Here is a 16195-nt window from a genome sequence, read left to right as displayed (position 1 = left end):
GTATCAACTTTTTGGCGTTGATTTTTGGCACGCTGTTGAGTTCTCAAGGAACGGACGCTTCCTTTGTACTCACCCTCTCGGGCTTTCCTCCGGGCGCTTCCTTCGTTCTTGTGTCTCCGACTCTATCAGACTCTTTCGGGCCTGACTCCCAGTCAGCGGGTTTTGCCTTCCGGGCTGTTGGGCCCTTCCGACTCCCGAACTCTAGTGGATTTCCCGGGCGATTCATAATCGACCTTCAGGAATGAATTCGGGCATGCCGAATGCGTTCCCAGTGGGAGATCTTGCTGAGTTGGGTGCCGCAACGAGGCGGCGGGATTCGTTGTCTCAGAAACCTTTCGGCTCAGGGACAACTCGAAGAACCTTACGGATCCGCGGAGTCCGTGTCAACCCGAGCAGCTGGGCCGGGTCGCTGGGCGGTCAGTGCGGTCAGTTCGGGGACTGGAGGTCCTCTACGCGGGTCAGGAGGCGGGTGAGCATGTCGCCCAGTACGCCCCGCTCCGCCGTGGAGAGGTCCTGGAGCAGGTCCTCCTCGAAGACCGTCGCCGCGCGCATCGCGTCCAGCCACTTGCTGCGGCCTTCCGCGGTGAGCTCCACGATCACGCGGACGCGGTTGTTCTCGTCCCGCTCGCGCGTGACCAGTCCTTCCGCCGTCATGCGGTCGATCCGGTGGGTCATCGCCGCCGGCGTGAGACCCAGCTGCTTCGCGAGCTCGCTCGGCCCCATCCGGTACGGGGCTCCGGAGAGGACGAGGGCCTTGAGGACCTCCCACTCCGCGTTGCTGATGCCCAGGGCCGCCGTCTGGCGGCCGTACGCGACGTTCATGCGGCGGTTCAGGCGGCTGAGGGCCGAGACGACCTTCTCGACCTGGGGGTCGAGGTCCTGGAACTCGCGCTGATAGACGGCGATCTGTTCGTCGAGGCTCGGCTCGTGGACGGGCGCAGTGCCGTCGGGGGTGTCACCCATGGTCCGAAGTATGGCACGGGGCTCGTTGGCATCTAACTCCTTCGGTGTGTAGTGTTAAGCATCGAACTTTAGGTATGAAGTCTTCAAGCTTCAGCAATCAAGGTGGTGAGAAGTGACCAAGGTGATGGGCGCTGCGATGCGGAGGATCCAGGCCGGGAACGCGTTGACCGCGTTCGGTATCGGCTTCACGGTTCCGTTCCTCTACGTCTACGCGGCGAAGGTGCGAGAACTGGACCCCATGTGGGCGACGGGGACGTTCATGGCGTTCGCCCTCGGTGCGCTTCTCGCGCTCCCCTTCACCGGGCGGGTGATCGACCGGCGCGGTCCGGTCCCCGTCGTCATCGGCGCGGCGGTCGTCGCCTCGTTCGGCGCGCTGTCGCTCGGGCTCTCCACCGGCGTGGTCGCGATCCTGCTGTCCGCGCTCGCGCTGGGTGCCGGCCAGGCCGTCATGCAGCCCGCGCTGGCCACGATGATCGTGCGCTGCTCCACCCCCTCCACCCGGACCCGTGCCTTCGCCCTCCAGTTCTTCATGCAGAACCTGGGTCTGGGCATCGGCGGTCTGATCGGCGGGCTCATCGTCGACGAGAGCCGTCCGGGCAGCTTCACGCTGCTCTTCGGCATCGAGGCCGTGATGTTCCTGGTGCTGGCCGGGGTCATCGCCACCGTGCGGATGCCGCAGGTGCCGGCCATCAGCACCGCGCTGGCCAAGGACGCGGCCCAGGCGGGCGGCGGCTGGAAGCGGCTGCTGGAGCACAAGGCGATGGTGCAGTTCTGCGTTCTCGGGTTCGTTCTGTTCTTCGCTTGCTACGGGCAGTTCGAGTCGGGTCTCGCCGCCTTCGGTACCGAGGCCGCCGGGATCTCCCCCTCCACGCTCGGGTTCGCGCTCGCCGCCAACACCGGTGCCATCGTGCTCGCCCAGTTCGTCGTGCTGCGGCTGGTGGAGAACCACCGCCGGTCCCGGGTGATCGCGCTCGTCGGTCTGCTCTGGACCGTGGCGTGGATCATCGCCGCCTTCTCCGGGCTGGGGCACGGCAGCGCCGTCGTGGCCGCCGCCGCGTTCGTGACCACGTACGCCCTCTTCGGCATCGGGGAGGCCATGCTGTCGCCGACGCTCGCGCCGCTGGTGGCCGACCTGGCGCCCGAGGGGTCCGTGGGCCAGTACAACTCGGCCTTCGCGCTGGTCAAGCAGCTGGCTCTGGCGCTCGGGCCGCTCGGTGTGCCGCTGGCCGCGGGCGTGCCGATGCTCTACATCGGGATCTTCGTCCTGGTCTCGCTCGGCATCGCCGGGCTGGCGCTGCGGCTCGGCAAGCAGCTGACGCCGGTGCAGGACAACCCGTCGCTGGCCGGGAGCACCGTCGTGGTGAAGCGGGTGAAGGAAGCCGAGCCCGTGGCCGCGTAGGGAGATGGTGAGCAGGTGGGACGACGAAGGCCCCGGTCGGTGGACCGGGGCCTTCTGCGTGTTCGGCTACGGGGCCCTGTCGGGGAGGGCGAACTCGCACCAGACGGCCTTGCCGCCGCCCGGGGTGCGGCGGGAGCCCCAGGCCGAGGCGATGGTGGCCACGATGGAGATGCCGCGGCCGGTCTCGTCGGCCGGTTCGGCGCGGCGGCGGCGCGGGAGGTGGTCGTCCCCGTCGGTGACTTCGATGATCAGTCGGCGGTCGGTGCGGCGCAGGCGCAGGCGCATGGGCGGGGTGCCGTGCTGGAGGGAGTTCGCGACGAGTTCGCTGGCCGCGAGGACGCCCAGGTCGCAGAGCTCCACCGGGAAGCGCCAGGAGGCCAGGACTCCCTGGGCGAAGGCGCGGGCGCGCGGAGCGGCCTCGATGCCGCCGAGGAGTTCCAGGGCCGCGTTGTGGAAGAGCTCGGCATCCGCGCCGGTGCGGGCGGGCTGCTGGAGGACCATCACGGCCACGTCGTCGTCGTGATCGGCGTCGACCCCGAGGGCGCGCATCAGGCGGTCGCAGATGACGGCGGGAGTGCCCTGGGCGCCGGAGAGGGCGCGTTCCAGGGCGGCGACGCCTTCGTCGATGTCCTCGCCGCGGCGCTCGACCAGGCCGTCGGTGTAGAGGACGGCGGTGGAGCCGGGGCCCAGCGCGATGGTGCCCGAGGTGTGCAGCCAGCCGCCGGTGCCGAGCGGCGGGCCGGTGGGGTCGGCGGCGCGGCGGACCGTGCCGTCCTCGTCGCGGACGAGGATCGGGAGGTGGCCGGCGGAGGCGTACGCGAGGAGGCCCTCGTTGGGGTCGTGGACGGCGTAGACGCAGGTGGCGATCTGGCTGGCGTCGATCTCGGCGGCGAGGCCGTCGAGGAGCTGCAGGACCTCGTGCGGGGGCAGGTCGAGGCGGGCGTACGCGCGGACGGCGGTGCGGAGCTGGCCCATGACGGCGGCGGCGCGGACGCCCCGGCCCATGACGTCGCCGATGACGAGGGCCGTGCGGCCGGCGCCGAGGGTGATGACGTCGTACCAGTCCCCGCCGACGGCGGCTTCGGTGCCGCCGGGCTGGTAGGTGGCGGCGACGCGCAGGTCGTCGGGCTGTTCGAGCTCCTGGGGGAGGAGGGAGCGCTGGAGGGTGACGGCGGCTTCGCGCTGGCGGCGCTCGCTGGCGCGCAGCCGCTCGACGGCCTCGGCGTGGTCGGTGACGTCGGCGAGGTGGATCAGGACGCCGGTGCCGGTATGGGCTTCCGGTTCGTTCTCGCTGCCCGATCCCGAGGCGGAGCCGGAGCTGGAGCCGGAGCCCGTGCCGCTGCCGGCGTCGGCGTGCGCGTGGGCGGTGGACCCGTCGGCGTCGGCCTTGGTCTTGGGGAACTCGATCGGGGTGCAGGTGACCGTGTACGAGCTGGTGCCGCCGGGCGCGGTGCGGTTCTTGGCGGTACGGGGCTTGCCGCTGCGCTGGACCTGGTCGAGGAGCGGGAGCAGGCCGAGCTCGCCGAGCTCGGGGAGGGCCAGGTGCGCGGGGGCGCCGGGGGCGCGGGCGCCGAAGCCGGCGGTGTAGGCGTCGTTGACGTAGGCGACGCGGTGCTCGGGGCCGTGCACGAGGGCGACGAGGGCCGGGAGGCGGTCGAGGACGTCGCGTACGGAGAGCTCGTCGAGGGAGGGTGCGGGGATTCCCGTACCGTCCGCGACGGCTGCGGCGGAACCGGTACCGGGGGTGGAACCGGTGCCGCGGACCGTGGGGTCGGCGGGGCAGCCGTCCGGGCCGGCCGCGGGGTGGCCGACCGCGCCGCGGGCGGCCGGGACCGAGCCCTCGCCCCGTTTGGCCTGGGCGGCTGCGTGTTCGGACCGGGCCGCGGCGCGGCGCTGCGTTCCGGGAAACCGGGCGCTCCAGCGCGTGAAGTTCACTGCTTTCAAGCCTCGTGGTGTCGCTCGTGGTCGCTGTGTCACTCGGTGGCAATCGGGTGGCACTCGGATGTCACGCTGATGTCACTCTGTGCAGGTGTGAGCCCACCTATGGTCACACGTCCAGTGTGGCCGACGGGACTGACAGCATCAGTCTTCGGTCTTCTTCGGAGGGTCCTTGGGGCCTCCGCCCGCCGCGAGTTCGAATTCTGCTCTGGGGTGTTCGAGGGATCCCAGCGAGACGATCTCGCGTTTGAAGAGCCCGGAGAGCGTCCACTCGGCGAGCACGCGCGTCTTGCGGTTCAGGGTCGGGACGCGGCTGAGGTGGTAGGCGCGGTGCATGAGCCAGGCCGGGTAGCCCTTGAGCTTGCGGCCGTAGATGTGGGCGACGCCCTTGTGGAGTCCGAGGGAGGCCACGGAACCCACGTATTTGTGGGCGTACTCGGTGAGCAGTCCGCCGCGCAGGGACGAGACGAGGTTGTCGGCGAGGACCTTGGCCTGGCGGACGGCGTGCTGGGCGTTGGGGGCGCAGGCGACGCCCTTCTCCGGGGCGGTGATGTCGGGGACGGAGGCGGCGTCCCCGGCGGCCCAGGCGTGCTCGACGCCTTCGACGGTGAGGAAGGAGGTGCAGGCGAGGCGGCCGCGCTCGGTCTTGGGCAGGTCGCTGGCGGCGAGGATCGGGTGCGGTTTGACGCCGGCGGTCCATACGACGGTGCGGGTGGGGAAGCGGGCGCCGTCGCTGAGGACGGCGACCCGGTTCTCGCAGGACTCGAGCCGGGTCTCCAGGCGCAGGTCGATGCCGCGGCGGCGCAGTTCGCGGATCGTGTACGTGCCCATTTCGGGGCCGACCTCGGGGAGGATCCGGTCGCTGGCCTCGACCAGCACCCACTTCATGTCCTCGGGCTTGACGTTGTGGTAGTAGCGGGCGGCGTAGCGGGCCATGTCCTCCAGCTCGCCGAGCGCCTCGACGCCGGCGTAGCCGCCGCCGACGAAGACGAAGGTGAGGGCGGCGTCGCGCAGGGCGGGATCGCGGGTGGAGGAGGCGATGTCCATCTGCTCGATGACGTGATTGCGCAGGCCGATGGCCTCTTCCACGGTCTTGAATCCGATGGCGTATTCGGCGAGTCCCGGAATGGGGAGCGTGCGGGAGACGGAGCCGGGGGCCAGGACCAGTTCGTCGTACTCGATCTCCACGGGGCCTTCGCCCTCCTCGTCGGTGGCGAGGGTGGTGACGGTCGCGGTCCGGGCGGCGTGGTCGATGTGCCGGGCCTCGCCGATGACGATGCGGCATTTCGGCAGGACGCGGCGCAGCGGGACCACGACGTGGCGCGGGGAAATGGAGCCGGCGGCCGCTTCGGGGAGGAAGGGCTGGTACGTCATGTAGGGCTCGGGAGAGACCACCGTGACCTCGGCCTCGTCGGTTCTCAGCTTTCGCTGGAGCCTGAGTGCCGTGTACATGCCTACGTAGCCGCCGCCGACGATGAGGATCCGCGTACGGGGCGGGGTACCGGGGGCCGTGCCCCGGGAGTTAGCAGCCTTCACCGTCCCATGACGCAACGTGGCCGGGAGTTTGTCCACAGGCCCGACAAATTGTGTGACCGGAGGGGACGGCGGGGCGAGGTTGTCAGGGGGTGCGGGTGGAGTGGAAGGTGCGCAGGTCAGGCGGTACGGAATGAGTGATTCCGGGGGCTTCGAACGGAAAATTGAGGGTGAATGCTCCGATCGGGCGGTGGTCCGTCCGGGGCTGCCTCTTCTGAATTGACTCTGGCTCAACTATGTTCGTAACTCGTCGAGGAGTAGGACCAGGGCCCTCATGACCGTGGCCCCCCTCGACATGAAGGCGGGGAGTGTCTCCGGGGGGAGACAAATGATTACCGGGGGATACATATGCACATTTCCGATTTCCATGCTTCTGCCACCGCTCTGTCGTCGGCCGCTTCGGCGACCGACAGCCACGGGCGGCTGATGGCCGGCGGCGCCACCACACACGGCGTGGGTCGCTCCACGCCGCTGCGCGTCGACGCACAGCGCAATCTCGAACACGTACTTCGCGCGGCCCGCGAGGTCTTCGGCGAGCTCGGCTACGGGGCTCCGATGGAGGACGTCGCACGGCGCGCACGGGTCGGTGTCGGCACCGTGTACCGGCGTTTTCCCAGCAAGGACGTCCTCGTCCGGCGGATAGCCGAGGAGGAGACCTCGCGACTGACCGAGCAGGCCCGCACGGCTCTCGGCCAGGAGGAGGAGCCCTGGCAGGCCCTGTCGTGCTTCCTGCGCACCTCCGTGGCCTCGGGCGCCGGGCGGCTGCTGCCTCCGCAGGTGCTGCGGGTCGGCGGACCCGGCGAGGACGGGGCCGACGGGGTGGACGAGGAGGCCGCGCGGGTTCCGCACCAGCGTCAGGCCGTCGCGGTCGGCGGGGCGCCCGACCTGCGGGTCGTCGGCGCTGCGCGGACCGGCCTGGAGGACGAGCCCTCCGAGGACGCGGGCGCGGGCGAGCTGCTCGAGGTCGTCGGCCGCCTCGTCGACCGGGCCCGTGAGGCCGGTGCGCTGCGTGCCGATGTCACGGTGGCCGACGTGCTGCTGGTGATCGCCACGGCCGCGCCGGCGCTGCCCGATGCGGCGCAGCAGGCGGCGGCTTCCGCCCGGCTGCTCGACATCCTGCTCGAAGGGCTGCGGTCCCGGACGGCGTAACTCCGGGGGACGGTTCGGATCGGTTCGGTTTGATTCGGTTCGTTCGGCCGGGGCGCCCGGGACGTGAGGTTCGCGGACCGGGTGGCTCGGCCGGGCGTCAACCGGCTCCTTTCCGGGGGCTCTCGCTCGAACGGGTGAGGATCCGTACGGCGATTCGTCGGGGCTTGCCCGGATGAGTGGAAGGTGTGGAGACGGGTTCGGCGCGTGTCCGCCGTGTGACACGCTGGATCGGTGTACCGGTTGAGTGTGTCGTGCGAGGGTCTCCGCGATGAGCGTTGACGGGCGGGAAGAGCCACACGGTGGCGCCGGTGGCGAGGTCGACGCGGGCAGCCTGCCCGCACGACAGGTCCCGGCGCAGCGCGAACCGGGTGGCCGGCACGCCGCCGGGGCGAGCGGGGAACTTCCGCCTTCCGACGGGGACCTGATCGCGCGGATGCGCGGAGGCGACGACGGGGCCTACGAGGAACTGTTCCGGCGCCACTCCGATGCCGTGCGCCGCTATGCCCGTACCTGCTGCCGTGACGGGCACACCGCCGACGATCTGACCGCCGAAGTGTTCGCGCGGACGCTCCAGGCCGTACGGGGCGGGGCGGGTCCGGACCAGTCGGTGCGCGCCTACCTGCTGACCACCGTGCGCCGGGTCGCCGCAGCCTGGGCGAAAACGGCGAAGCGCGAGCATCTGGTCGAGGACTTCGCGCTGTTCGCGGAGCAGGCCGCCGGTTCCGGCGACAGCTCGGTCGGGCTGCCCGTTCGAGCCGGGGACGACACCCTCGAACTCGGCGCGGATGTACGGGCCATGCACGAGGCCGAGCAGACCCTCGCGATGCAGGCCTTCCGGAGCCTGCCCGAGCGGTGGCAGGCCGTGCTGTGGCACACCACCGTCGAGGAGGCCTCGCCGAGTGCGATCGCCCCGCTCTTCGGGCTGAGCGCGAACGCCACCGCGGTCCTGGCCAGCCGGGCCCGCGAGGGACTCAAGCAGGCCTACCTCCAGGCCCATGTGAGCACCGCGCTGAGTTCCGGCGGGGACTGCGCCCGGTACGCCGACCGGCTGGGGGCGTATGCCCGCGGGGGCTTGCGGATGCGGGCCGAGCGGGGACTGCGCAAGCACCTCGAGGAGTGCGCCCGGTGCCGGCTCGCCGCGGGCGAGCTCAAGGACGTCAACGCGGGTATTCCCGCGCTGCTGCCGGTCGCCGTCATCGGGTGGTTCGCCGCCGGGTACGCGGCCAAGGCGGCCGGAGTGGTGGCCGGCGGTGCCGTCGCCGCGGGTGGCGCCGGGGCCGCTGCCGCAGCCGTGGGCGGGTCGACGGCCGGGGCGGGGGCCGGAGCCGGGGCTGCGGGGGCCGGAGCTGCCGGGGCCGGGGCCGCGGGTGGGGCCGCCGGTGGAAGCGGGGCCGGCGGCGTCGGCGGAGCCATGGCTTCGGAGGGGCTGGGGTTGCCGGCCAAGGCGGCCATCGCCGCCGGGGTCGTGGTGGCCGCGGCCGCCGGCGTGGTGTTCGCGCTGGCCGGTGACGACACCGCTCCGGCCGTGCGCGCGAACCCCGCTCCGGGCGTGGCCGTGCCGGTGCCGCGGAGTCCGGCTCCCGCCGTGCCGGAGCCCGGCCCGTCGCGGGCGCAGCCTTCGCAGGCGCGGGGATCCGTACCGCCCCCGAAGAAGCAGTCGCCCGCGCCGCCGCCGGCCCCCGCACCGGCCGTGCCGGAGCCTTCGCGGAGCCCCGAGCGGTCCTCGCCCGCGCCGAGCCCGAGCCGGGTCCCGAGTCCGAAGCCGAGCCCCACGCCGAGTCCGGTACCGCCCCCCAGGCCGACGCCTCCCAAGCCGCCGCAGGCACCGCAGGGGTTCCGGCTCTCCTCCCTGGGCCATTCCGCCTACGGGGACCACGACAACCCCGAGATCGAGACCTGGCGGAGCAGCTGGGTGTGGCAGCGCTGGGCGCCGATGATCGGCGGACAGCGCTTCTCGCACGGGATCACCGTCAACTCCCGCTCCTCCGTGGAGATCACCCTCAACCGGAGCTGCGTCAGCTTCTCGGCGCGGGCCGGTGTGGACGGCATGTCGCTGCTCACGAACGGCACGGTCCGCTTCTCCGTGTACGCGGACGGGCAGCGGCTGTGGCAGTCCCGGGCCCTGGGCTACGAGGACCCGGCGGCGAGCGTGTCCGTCTCCCTCTCCGGGCACAAGACGCTGCGCCTGGTCGTGGAGCGCGCCGGGGGCGGCCGCCTGCCGACGCTGGCGAGCTGGGCCGACTCCGTCATCAGCTGCCGCTGAGCGCGGCGGCCGCGAAGGCCCGTACGGCCTAGGGCTTCAGGACAGGGCCGGGCGGCGGAGGGGGACTCCGGTGGGGACGGCCCTGCGGCGGGGGGTGGAGGTGCCCGTCCAGCAGGTGCCCCGGCGGGCCAGGAGGCGGCCCAGCCACAGTTCCATCGAGACGAGTTCGGCGATGCCGTCGAGCGGGACCGGGCGGCCGTCCGCCGCGTCCAGCAGGGCCTGGCGGACGACCCGGGCTTCGATCAGGCCCGCGTCCGCCAGCAGCGGTGACGTGAAGAGGGTCAGCAGGTCCGGGAGGGCCGCGCGCAGTCCCAGGCGGGTCGCCGATTCGTTCGGGGCGTGGGCCGTCGCGCCCCACCCCGGGGGGAGGTCCCGGACCCCGGCGGAGGACAGGACCCCGCGCAGGACCGCCGCCCGGGCGCCGGGTTGGACGCGCAGGGATTCGGGCAGGGCCCGGGCGGCCCGTACGACCTGGTTGTCCAGGAACGGGGCGTGCAGCCGCTGGCTGCGGACCTCCACGGCCTGCTCGAAGACCCGGTGGTCGGCGGCGTGCCGGGCCAGGACCGCGCGGGCCCGGGCCTCCCCGGGGCGCAGCGAGAGGGGAGGGCGCCCCGCGGCTGCGGTGAGGCGGATCGATACCTCGGCCAGTGCCTCGCCCGTCAGCCAGGCCGCCGCCGGGCCCGGCCGGGACCAGGTCAGGGCCGCGAGCGAGGCGTCCACCGGGGAGCAGGGACCCGCGGCCGGGACCCCGTCGCGCAGGCGGGCCGCCGCCGCCTCCATGCCGGCGCGGTACGGCGTACGGGCCAGGCGGCGGGCCGCCGCGTAGACGGTGAGCGGGACCAGGAAGGGGAGGAGGGGCCCGAGCGGGGAGTCGCCCTCCGACGGGGAGGAGCGGGCGAGGGCCAGGGTGGGGCGCAGCAGGTGGCGCCGGCGCCGGTCGAGCAGCAGGTCGGCGAGCCGGGCGGGGTGGGCGTCGAGGACCTGGCGGGCTCCGTGGCCGGTGAAGTGGTCCGCCGAGCCGGCCGCGAGGCGGCGCCGCTCGCGGGCGGCGAAGACGAGGGAGGGGCCCGGTTCGTCGGTCAGCGGCCCGTCGAGGTCGGCGTACGGGAGGGCTTCCTCGGCGGCGGCCACGACCACGTGGTGCAGACGCGGGTCGGACGCGATGGCGTGGGCGCGTTCCAGTTCGGGTTCGCGGCCCTGGGGGGTGGCCAGGTCGTTGAAGGTGACGGCGAGGAGGCGTTCCCCGGTGCGGCCGCGGAGGGCGCCCGGTGCTCCGGGGAGGCCGGCGGCGAGCAGGGCGAGGGTCGCGGAGGCGCTGCCTCCGGAGAGGTCGGCGCCGACTCCGGGGACGGGCGCGGGGGCGCCGCGTGCGGCCCGGCGGTCGGCCGGGCCCATTCCGGGCACGGGCCCGGGGTCGTAGGGCACCGTCTCGGGAGCATGCCGCGGAGCCGTGAGCCGGGCGCGCACCGCGTCGACCAAAGCTTCCCGTACGCCCTCCACCGCGAGCGCGGGATCGGCCGCGGGGGCGGCCACCGCGAGGGAGGCCACCGGCTCGTAGCCGGTGATCTCCCGCGAGCCCTCGCGCAGGATCAGCGCGTGCCCGGGCGGGATCCGGCGTACGCCGACGTACGGTGTGCCGTCGCCCAGCGCCTCCGGGCTGTCGGGGCAGGCCAGCAGGGCGGCGAGATGGCCGATGTCGAGCTGCGCCTCGATCAGGTCGGCGAGCGGGAGGGCGGCGGTGGCGTACGCGGTCCCGCTCGCCCAGGGCGTGTAGAAGACGGGCCGGGCGCCGGCCAGGTCGCCGACGACCGTGATGCGGCGGCCGGCCTGCACGACGGCGGTGTAGCTGCCGGGCCACTGGGTGAGGTGGCGCAGGGCGCCGCCGCGGGCGGCGTAGAGCGCGCGGCGCAGTTCCTCGTCGCTGGCTCCGCAGCAGCCGAGGACGGCGAGGCGGGTGAAGGGGTCCGCGGGATCGGCGGTGAGGGTGCGGATCTCGTCCGGGCGCCAGTCCCCGACGGCCCAGAGGGGGTCGGGGTCGCCCCAGAGGAGCTGGGCTCCGACGGGGACGACGGTGCGGTCGGCCTCGGCGGCGCCCGGTTCGTCGGGGTGGCCGGCGTCGGCGAGCCCGCCGCGGACCGGGCCGTCGCCCCATCCGTCGGGGCCCGGGGCGGAGCCGTAGCCGTTCCCTGAGCCGTGGCCGTAGCCGTTCCCGGAGCCCGAGGCCGAGCCGTAGCCCGAGCCGGATCCGTAGCCCGCGCCGTATGTGCCCTGGTCGGAGGCGTGCGCAGCGCCGTGCCCCGCGACCCGTCCGGCCGTGCCGAAGCTCGCGGCGATACTGCTCCAACCCACCAACCAGCGCACCGCCGCCTCCCCAGCCCGTGGGCACCTGACCGGGGTGCGAACCGCGCGGCCGGCGCTCAGCGCGCGGCCGGAGGGACCCCGGGTGGCTCGGGGTCCATGCTGCCACGAGACAGGCGTGCGGGAGTGGGTAAGGGGGGCGCACGTATAAACGAACACGCCCCGGCCATGCGGTATTTGGCGTTCCGTTCCGACCGCCCCATAGGTCGGTTTCGGCCATTCTTCGGCCGTACTGAGAGCACTGCGCGGAGCCCTGCCCGGAGTCCCGCGCGGAGCCCGCCGAGGAGCCCTGCGCGCAGCCCCCGCGGGTCCGCCGCCCGGGCCCGCCCGGCGGAGCGCGGCCCGGGGGGCGGGATCCACCCCCCGGACCGTTCCGCCACCCGCGGGGATTGAGGCAGCGGCATCCCCCGGTCCGCCCGGTCCACGCGGCGGCCCGACCCACGCACCGCACATCGAATCGCCGGGCCCCCACAGCGGCCAGAGCGCACGGCCGGGCGCACGGCCACACGGGTGGAGCACGCGCCGACACGTGCGCCCCGCCCCCGGACCCCGGCCCGACTGTGCATACGGACAACAATCCCGCCATACGGAACAGGGGGCCTTAACGCTTGGGAGGCGGGGAACTACGCTGGGTTTACGAAATGCCGGGCGCCTATGCCCCGGATGCGTTGGCGATGTATGCGTTCCGCGTGTGACGAGGGGTGGCGCATGTCCAGGGAGCTCCGCGAGCCCAATGAGAAGCTCGGCGCCGTCCTCGCCCTCGCGGGCATCAGCAACGCCGGGCTGGCCCGGCGGGTCAACGACCTCGGCGCTCAGCGCGGTCTGACCCTCCGCTACGACAAGACCTCGGTGGCCCGGTGGGTGTCCAAGGGGATGGTGCCGCAGGGCGCCGCCCCGCACCTGATCGCGGCCGCCATCGGCGCGAAGCTCGGCCGGCCCGTGCCCCTGCACGAGATCGGCCTCGCGGACGCGGATCCGGCACCCGAGGTGGGGCTGGCCTTCCCGCGCGACGTCGGGGCGGCCGTGCGCTCGGCCACCGACCTCTACCGTCTCGACCTCGCCGGCCGGCGCGGCGGAGGCGGGATCTGGCAGTCGCTCGCCGGTTCCTTCTCCGTGTCGGCATACGCGACGCCGGCCTCGCGGTGGCTGATATCTCCCGCCGACAGCTCGGTGGCGCGCGAACCGGCGGGCCGCGAACCGGTACCGGGCGCGGCCCCGCCGGAAGGCCTTCCGGCACCGCCCGGCGCCCACGTCGGGGGTGTGCCCGCCCAGCCTCCGCGCGAAACGCCACCGCCGCCCGCTCCGGCCGCACCCGACGCCGGGAGCCCGCAGCGCGTGGGCCACAGCGATGTGACCAAGCTGCGCGAGGCCGCCGAGGACGCCCGCCGCTGGGACTCCAAGTACGGGGGCGGCGACTGGCGTTCCTCGATGGTCCCCGAATGCCTGCGGGTGGACGCGGCGCCGCTGCTGCTCGGCTCCTACACCGACGAGGTGGGCCGCGCGCTCTTCGGCGCCACCGCCGAACTGACCCGGCTGGCCGGCTGGATGGCCTTCGACACCGGCCAGCAGGAAGCGGCCCAGCGGTACTACATCCAGGCGCTGCGCCTGGCCCGCGCCGCCGCCGACGTACCGCTCGGCGGGTACGTGCTGGCGTCGATGTCCCTGCAGGCCACCTACCGGGACTTCCCGGACGAGGGCGTGGACCTCGCGCAGGCCGCCGTCGAGCGCAACCGGGGCCTGGCCACCGCGCGGACGATGAGCTTCTTCCGCCTCGTCGAGGCCCGGGCGCACGCGAAGGCGGGCGATTCGGCCGCCGCCGGGGCCGCGCTGCGGGCCTCCGAGGGCTGGCTGGAACGGGCCCGGGACGGCGACGCCGATCCGACCTGGCTGGGTTTCTACTCGTACGACCGCTTCGCGGCGGACGCGGCCGAGTGCTACCGCGATCTCAAACTCCCGCGCCAGGTAAGGCGTTTCACGGAACAGGCACTGTCCCGGCCGACGGAGGAGTACGTACGATCACACGGGCTGCGGCTCGTCGTGAGCGCGGTGGCCGAGCTGGAGTCCGGGAACCTCGACGCGGCGTGCGCGGCGGGGACCCGGGCGGTGGAGGTCGCGGGGCGGATCTCGTCGGCCCGGACGACGGAGTACGTACGGGACCTCCTGCACCGGCTGGAACCGTACGGGGACGAACCGCGCGTCGCCGAACTGCGCGAGCGGGCCAGGCCTCTGCTGGTAACCCCGGCATAGGCCCCGCGTGGCCCCGTTGTCAGTGGTGGGGTGCACTATGCAGGGGTGGGAGGTGTCAGTGTGGGCGGCGGCGTGGGCGGCATGGGCAGACTGGACTGCGATGTGCTGGTGATCGGCGGCGGAATCGTCGGCCTGTCGACGGCGCATGCCCTCGCGGGGCTCGCTCCGGGGACCCGGGTGGTCGTCCTGGAGAAGGAGGACGGCCCCGCCCGGCACCAGACGGGCCGCAACAGCGGCGTGATCCACAGCGGGATCTACTACAAGCCGGGCTCCCTCAAGGCGCGCTTCGCGGTGCGGGGCGCGGCCGAGATGGTCAAGTTCTGCACGGAGCACGGCATCCCGCACGAGGTGACGGGCAAGCTCATCGTCGCCACCGAGCGGGACGAGCTGCCGCGGCTGCACGCACTCGTGCAGCGGGGCCGGGAGAACGGCATCCCGGTGCGGGAGCTGGGGCCGACGCAGATCTCGGAGTACGAGCCCGAAGTGCGCGGGCTCGCGGCGATCCACGTGGGAACCACCGGGATCGTGGACTACGGGCGGGTCGCGCAGCAGCTCGCGGAGTCCTCGGGGGCGGAGATCGTCTACGGCGGGGCCGTGGATCTGATCTCGCGCCGGGCGTCGGGCGTGGCGGTGCGGACGAGCAGTGGCGTGGTGGTGCGCGCGCGGGTGCTGGTGAACTGCGCCGGACTGCAGTGCGACCGGATCGCGCGGCTGGCCGGGGACGACCCGCAGATGCGGATCCTGCCCTTCCGGGGCGAGTACTACGACCTGGCCCGGCCCGATCTGGTGCGCGGGCTGGTCTATCCGGTGCCGGACCCGGCGTTCCCCTTCCTCGGCGTCCACCTGACCCGGGGCATCGGCGGCGGGGTCCACGTCGGGCCGAACGCGGTGCCGGCGCTGGCGCGCGAGGGGTACGGCTGGGGCGTGGTCCGGCCGCGGGACCTCGCGGACGAGCTGGCCTGGCCGGGATCCTGGCGGATGGCCGCGCGGCACTGGCGGTACGGAGCGGGTGAGGTGCGGCGGTCGCTGTCGAAGGCGGCGTTCGTCGAGGCGGTACGGAGACTGCTGCCGGCGGTGCGTGCGGAGGATCTGGTGCCCGCGGCGGCGGGGGTGCGGGCGCAGGCCGTGCTGCGGGACGGGGCGCTGGTGGACGACTTCCTGATCCGGGAGGGGGAGCGGACGGTGCACGTGCTGAATGCGCCTTCGCCCGCGGCCACCGCTTCGCTGCCGATCGGGCGGGAGATTGCCGGGCGGGCGCTCAAGTCCCTGCGCAGCGCGTAGCCCTGCGGGGCTTGGCTCCAGGTCGTGGTCGTGGCCCGATCGCCGCTGCGCGGGACCGGCCCCTGCCCCGGAGCGTGGCTGCGGGTGTGCCGCTGCGCGGGGCGGAGTCCCCTACCCGCCCTTCGCCCGTTCCCCGGGCTGCGCCCGGACCCCTCCTGGGGCTCCGCCCCAGACCCCGGTCCTCAAACGCCGGACGGCTGGAAAGAAGTAGGATCCGGGGATTGTGTCTGAGTCTCTGAGTCCCCAGAATCCCGCCGCCGAGCCCGCGCCGGAGGCGACCTCCACCTACGTGCCCCCGAAGTGGCGTACCGAGCCGCGGTTCCCCGACGGGCCCGCGCCCGATCCGGCGGGTTCGCACCACGAGCGGCGGATCCGGAGCTTCCAGCCCCGTCGCAGCCGGGTGACCACCGGGCAGGGCGAGGCCCTGAAGCGGCTCTGGGGGACCTGGGGGCTCGACATCACCGGGCACGAGGTGATCGATCTCAAGAAGATGTTCGACGGGCTCCCCGTCGTCCTGGAGATCGGCTTCGGCATGGGCGAGGCCACCGCGCAGATGGCCGCCGCCGACCCGGGCACCGGGATCCTGGCCGCCGACGTGCACACCCCCGGCCAGGGCAACCTCCTCGCCCTCGCCGAGCGCGGCGGGATGACCAACGTCCGCGTCGCGAACGGGGACGCCATCATCCTGCTCCGCGAGATGCTGCCCCCGGACTCCCTCGCCGGGCTCCGCGTGTACTTCCCGGACCCCTGGCCCAAGGCCCGCCACCACAAGCGGCGCCTGATCCAGCCCGAGTTCCTCGCGCTGGCCGCCACCCGCATGGCGCCCGGGGCGATCCTGCACTGCGCGACCGACTGGGAGCCGTACGCCGAGCAGATGCTCGAAGTGCTGACGGCCCAGCCGGAGTTCGAGAACACCCAGGCCGACGGCGGTTACGCACCGCGCCCCGACTTCCGGCCGCTCACCCGCTTCGAGGGGCAGGGCCTCGACAAGGGACACGTCGTACACGATCTGCTGTTCCGGCGCACGGGTAACGCCCAGAACTGAGGACATCACTCCGCGTGTC

The 16195-nt window shown here is 73.4% G+C and carries 10 protein-coding genes; 6 read left to right on the top strand and 4 right to left on the bottom strand.

Annotated features, from left to right (window positions below; genetic code table 11):
* Positions 1-426: 426 nt before the first annotated feature.
* Complete coding sequence (locus ACFRU2_RS40695) at positions 427-963, bottom strand: MarR family winged helix-turn-helix transcriptional regulator (protein ID WP_382981359.1); 537 nt, start codon at positions 961-963, stop codon at positions 427-429.
* A 112-nt stretch (positions 964-1075) separates the two neighbouring features.
* Here ACFRU2_RS40695 and ACFRU2_RS40690 point away from each other — a divergent pair, with 112 nt between their 5' ends.
* A complete protein-coding gene (locus tag ACFRU2_RS40690; RefSeq protein WP_382981358.1) occupies positions 1076-2362 on the top strand; it encodes an MFS transporter in 1287 nt (428 codons plus the stop codon).
* A 66-nt stretch (positions 2363-2428) separates the two neighbouring features.
* Here the strand turns inward: ACFRU2_RS40690 and ACFRU2_RS40685 are convergent, their stop codons facing one another.
* Together ACFRU2_RS40685 and ACFRU2_RS40680 are read right to left on the bottom strand one after the other, a co-directional pair.
* The gene (locus tag ACFRU2_RS40685) at positions 2429-4297 is read right to left on the bottom strand and encodes a SpoIIE family protein phosphatase (RefSeq protein ID WP_382981357.1); all 1869 of its coding nucleotides are present in this window, start codon (positions 4295-4297) and stop codon (positions 2429-2431) included.
* 147 nt (positions 4298-4444) lie between these two features.
* A complete protein-coding gene (locus ACFRU2_RS40680; RefSeq protein WP_382981356.1) occupies positions 4445-5836 on the bottom strand; it encodes an NAD(P)/FAD-dependent oxidoreductase in 1392 nt (463 codons plus the stop codon).
* 345 nt (positions 5837-6181) lie between these two features.
* On the opposite strand from ACFRU2_RS40680, the gene ACFRU2_RS40675 reads away from it, so the two are divergent.
* Both ACFRU2_RS40675 and ACFRU2_RS40670 read left to right on the top strand, forming a co-directional pair.
* Entirely contained in the window at positions 6182-6982 is an 801-nt protein-coding gene (locus ACFRU2_RS40675) for a TetR/AcrR family transcriptional regulator (RefSeq protein ID WP_375952955.1), read from the top strand.
* Between the two features lie 268 nt (positions 6983-7250).
* Complete coding sequence (locus tag ACFRU2_RS40670; RefSeq protein ID WP_382981355.1) at positions 7251-9245, top strand: sigma-70 family RNA polymerase sigma factor; 1995 nt, start codon at positions 7251-7253, stop codon at positions 9243-9245.
* A gap of 36 nt (positions 9246-9281) precedes the next feature.
* Here the strand turns inward: ACFRU2_RS40670 and ACFRU2_RS40665 are convergent, their stop codons facing one another.
* On the bottom strand, positions 9282-11606 hold the full coding sequence (locus tag ACFRU2_RS40665; protein WP_382981354.1) for an asparagine synthase-related protein: 2325 nt from the start codon (positions 11604-11606) through the stop codon (positions 9282-9284).
* Positions 11607-12311: 705 nt separating this feature from the next.
* On the opposite strand from ACFRU2_RS40665, the gene ACFRU2_RS40660 reads away from it, so the two are divergent.
* From ACFRU2_RS40660 to trmB, 3 genes are all read left to right on the top strand, one after another.
* Positions 12312-13850 (top strand): sporulation protein, encoded by a 1539-nt coding sequence (locus ACFRU2_RS40660; RefSeq protein ID WP_382981353.1) that lies wholly within the window; start codon positions 12312-12314, stop codon positions 13848-13850.
* An 81-nt stretch (positions 13851-13931) separates the two neighbouring features.
* Entirely contained in the window at positions 13932-15131 is a 1200-nt protein-coding gene (gene lhgO, locus ACFRU2_RS40655; RefSeq protein WP_382981360.1) for an L-2-hydroxyglutarate oxidase, read from the top strand.
* Positions 15132-15354: 223 nt separating this feature from the next.
* Positions 15355-16176 carry a tRNA (guanosine(46)-N7)-methyltransferase TrmB gene (gene trmB / locus ACFRU2_RS40650; RefSeq protein ID WP_382981352.1) on the top strand — a complete coding sequence of 274 codons (822 nt, stop codon included), beginning with the start codon at positions 15355-15357 and terminating at the stop codon, positions 16174-16176.
* Positions 16177-16195: the final 19 nt, after the last annotated feature.

It is taken from the genome of Streptomyces sp. NPDC056883 (assembly GCF_042788835.1).
Taxonomy (GTDB): Bacteria; Actinomycetota; Actinomycetes; order Streptomycetales; family Streptomycetaceae; genus Streptomyces; species Streptomyces stoeckheimensis.
Note: the sequence above shows the minus strand (reverse complement) of the source record. Positions and strands in the feature narration are given on the sequence as shown.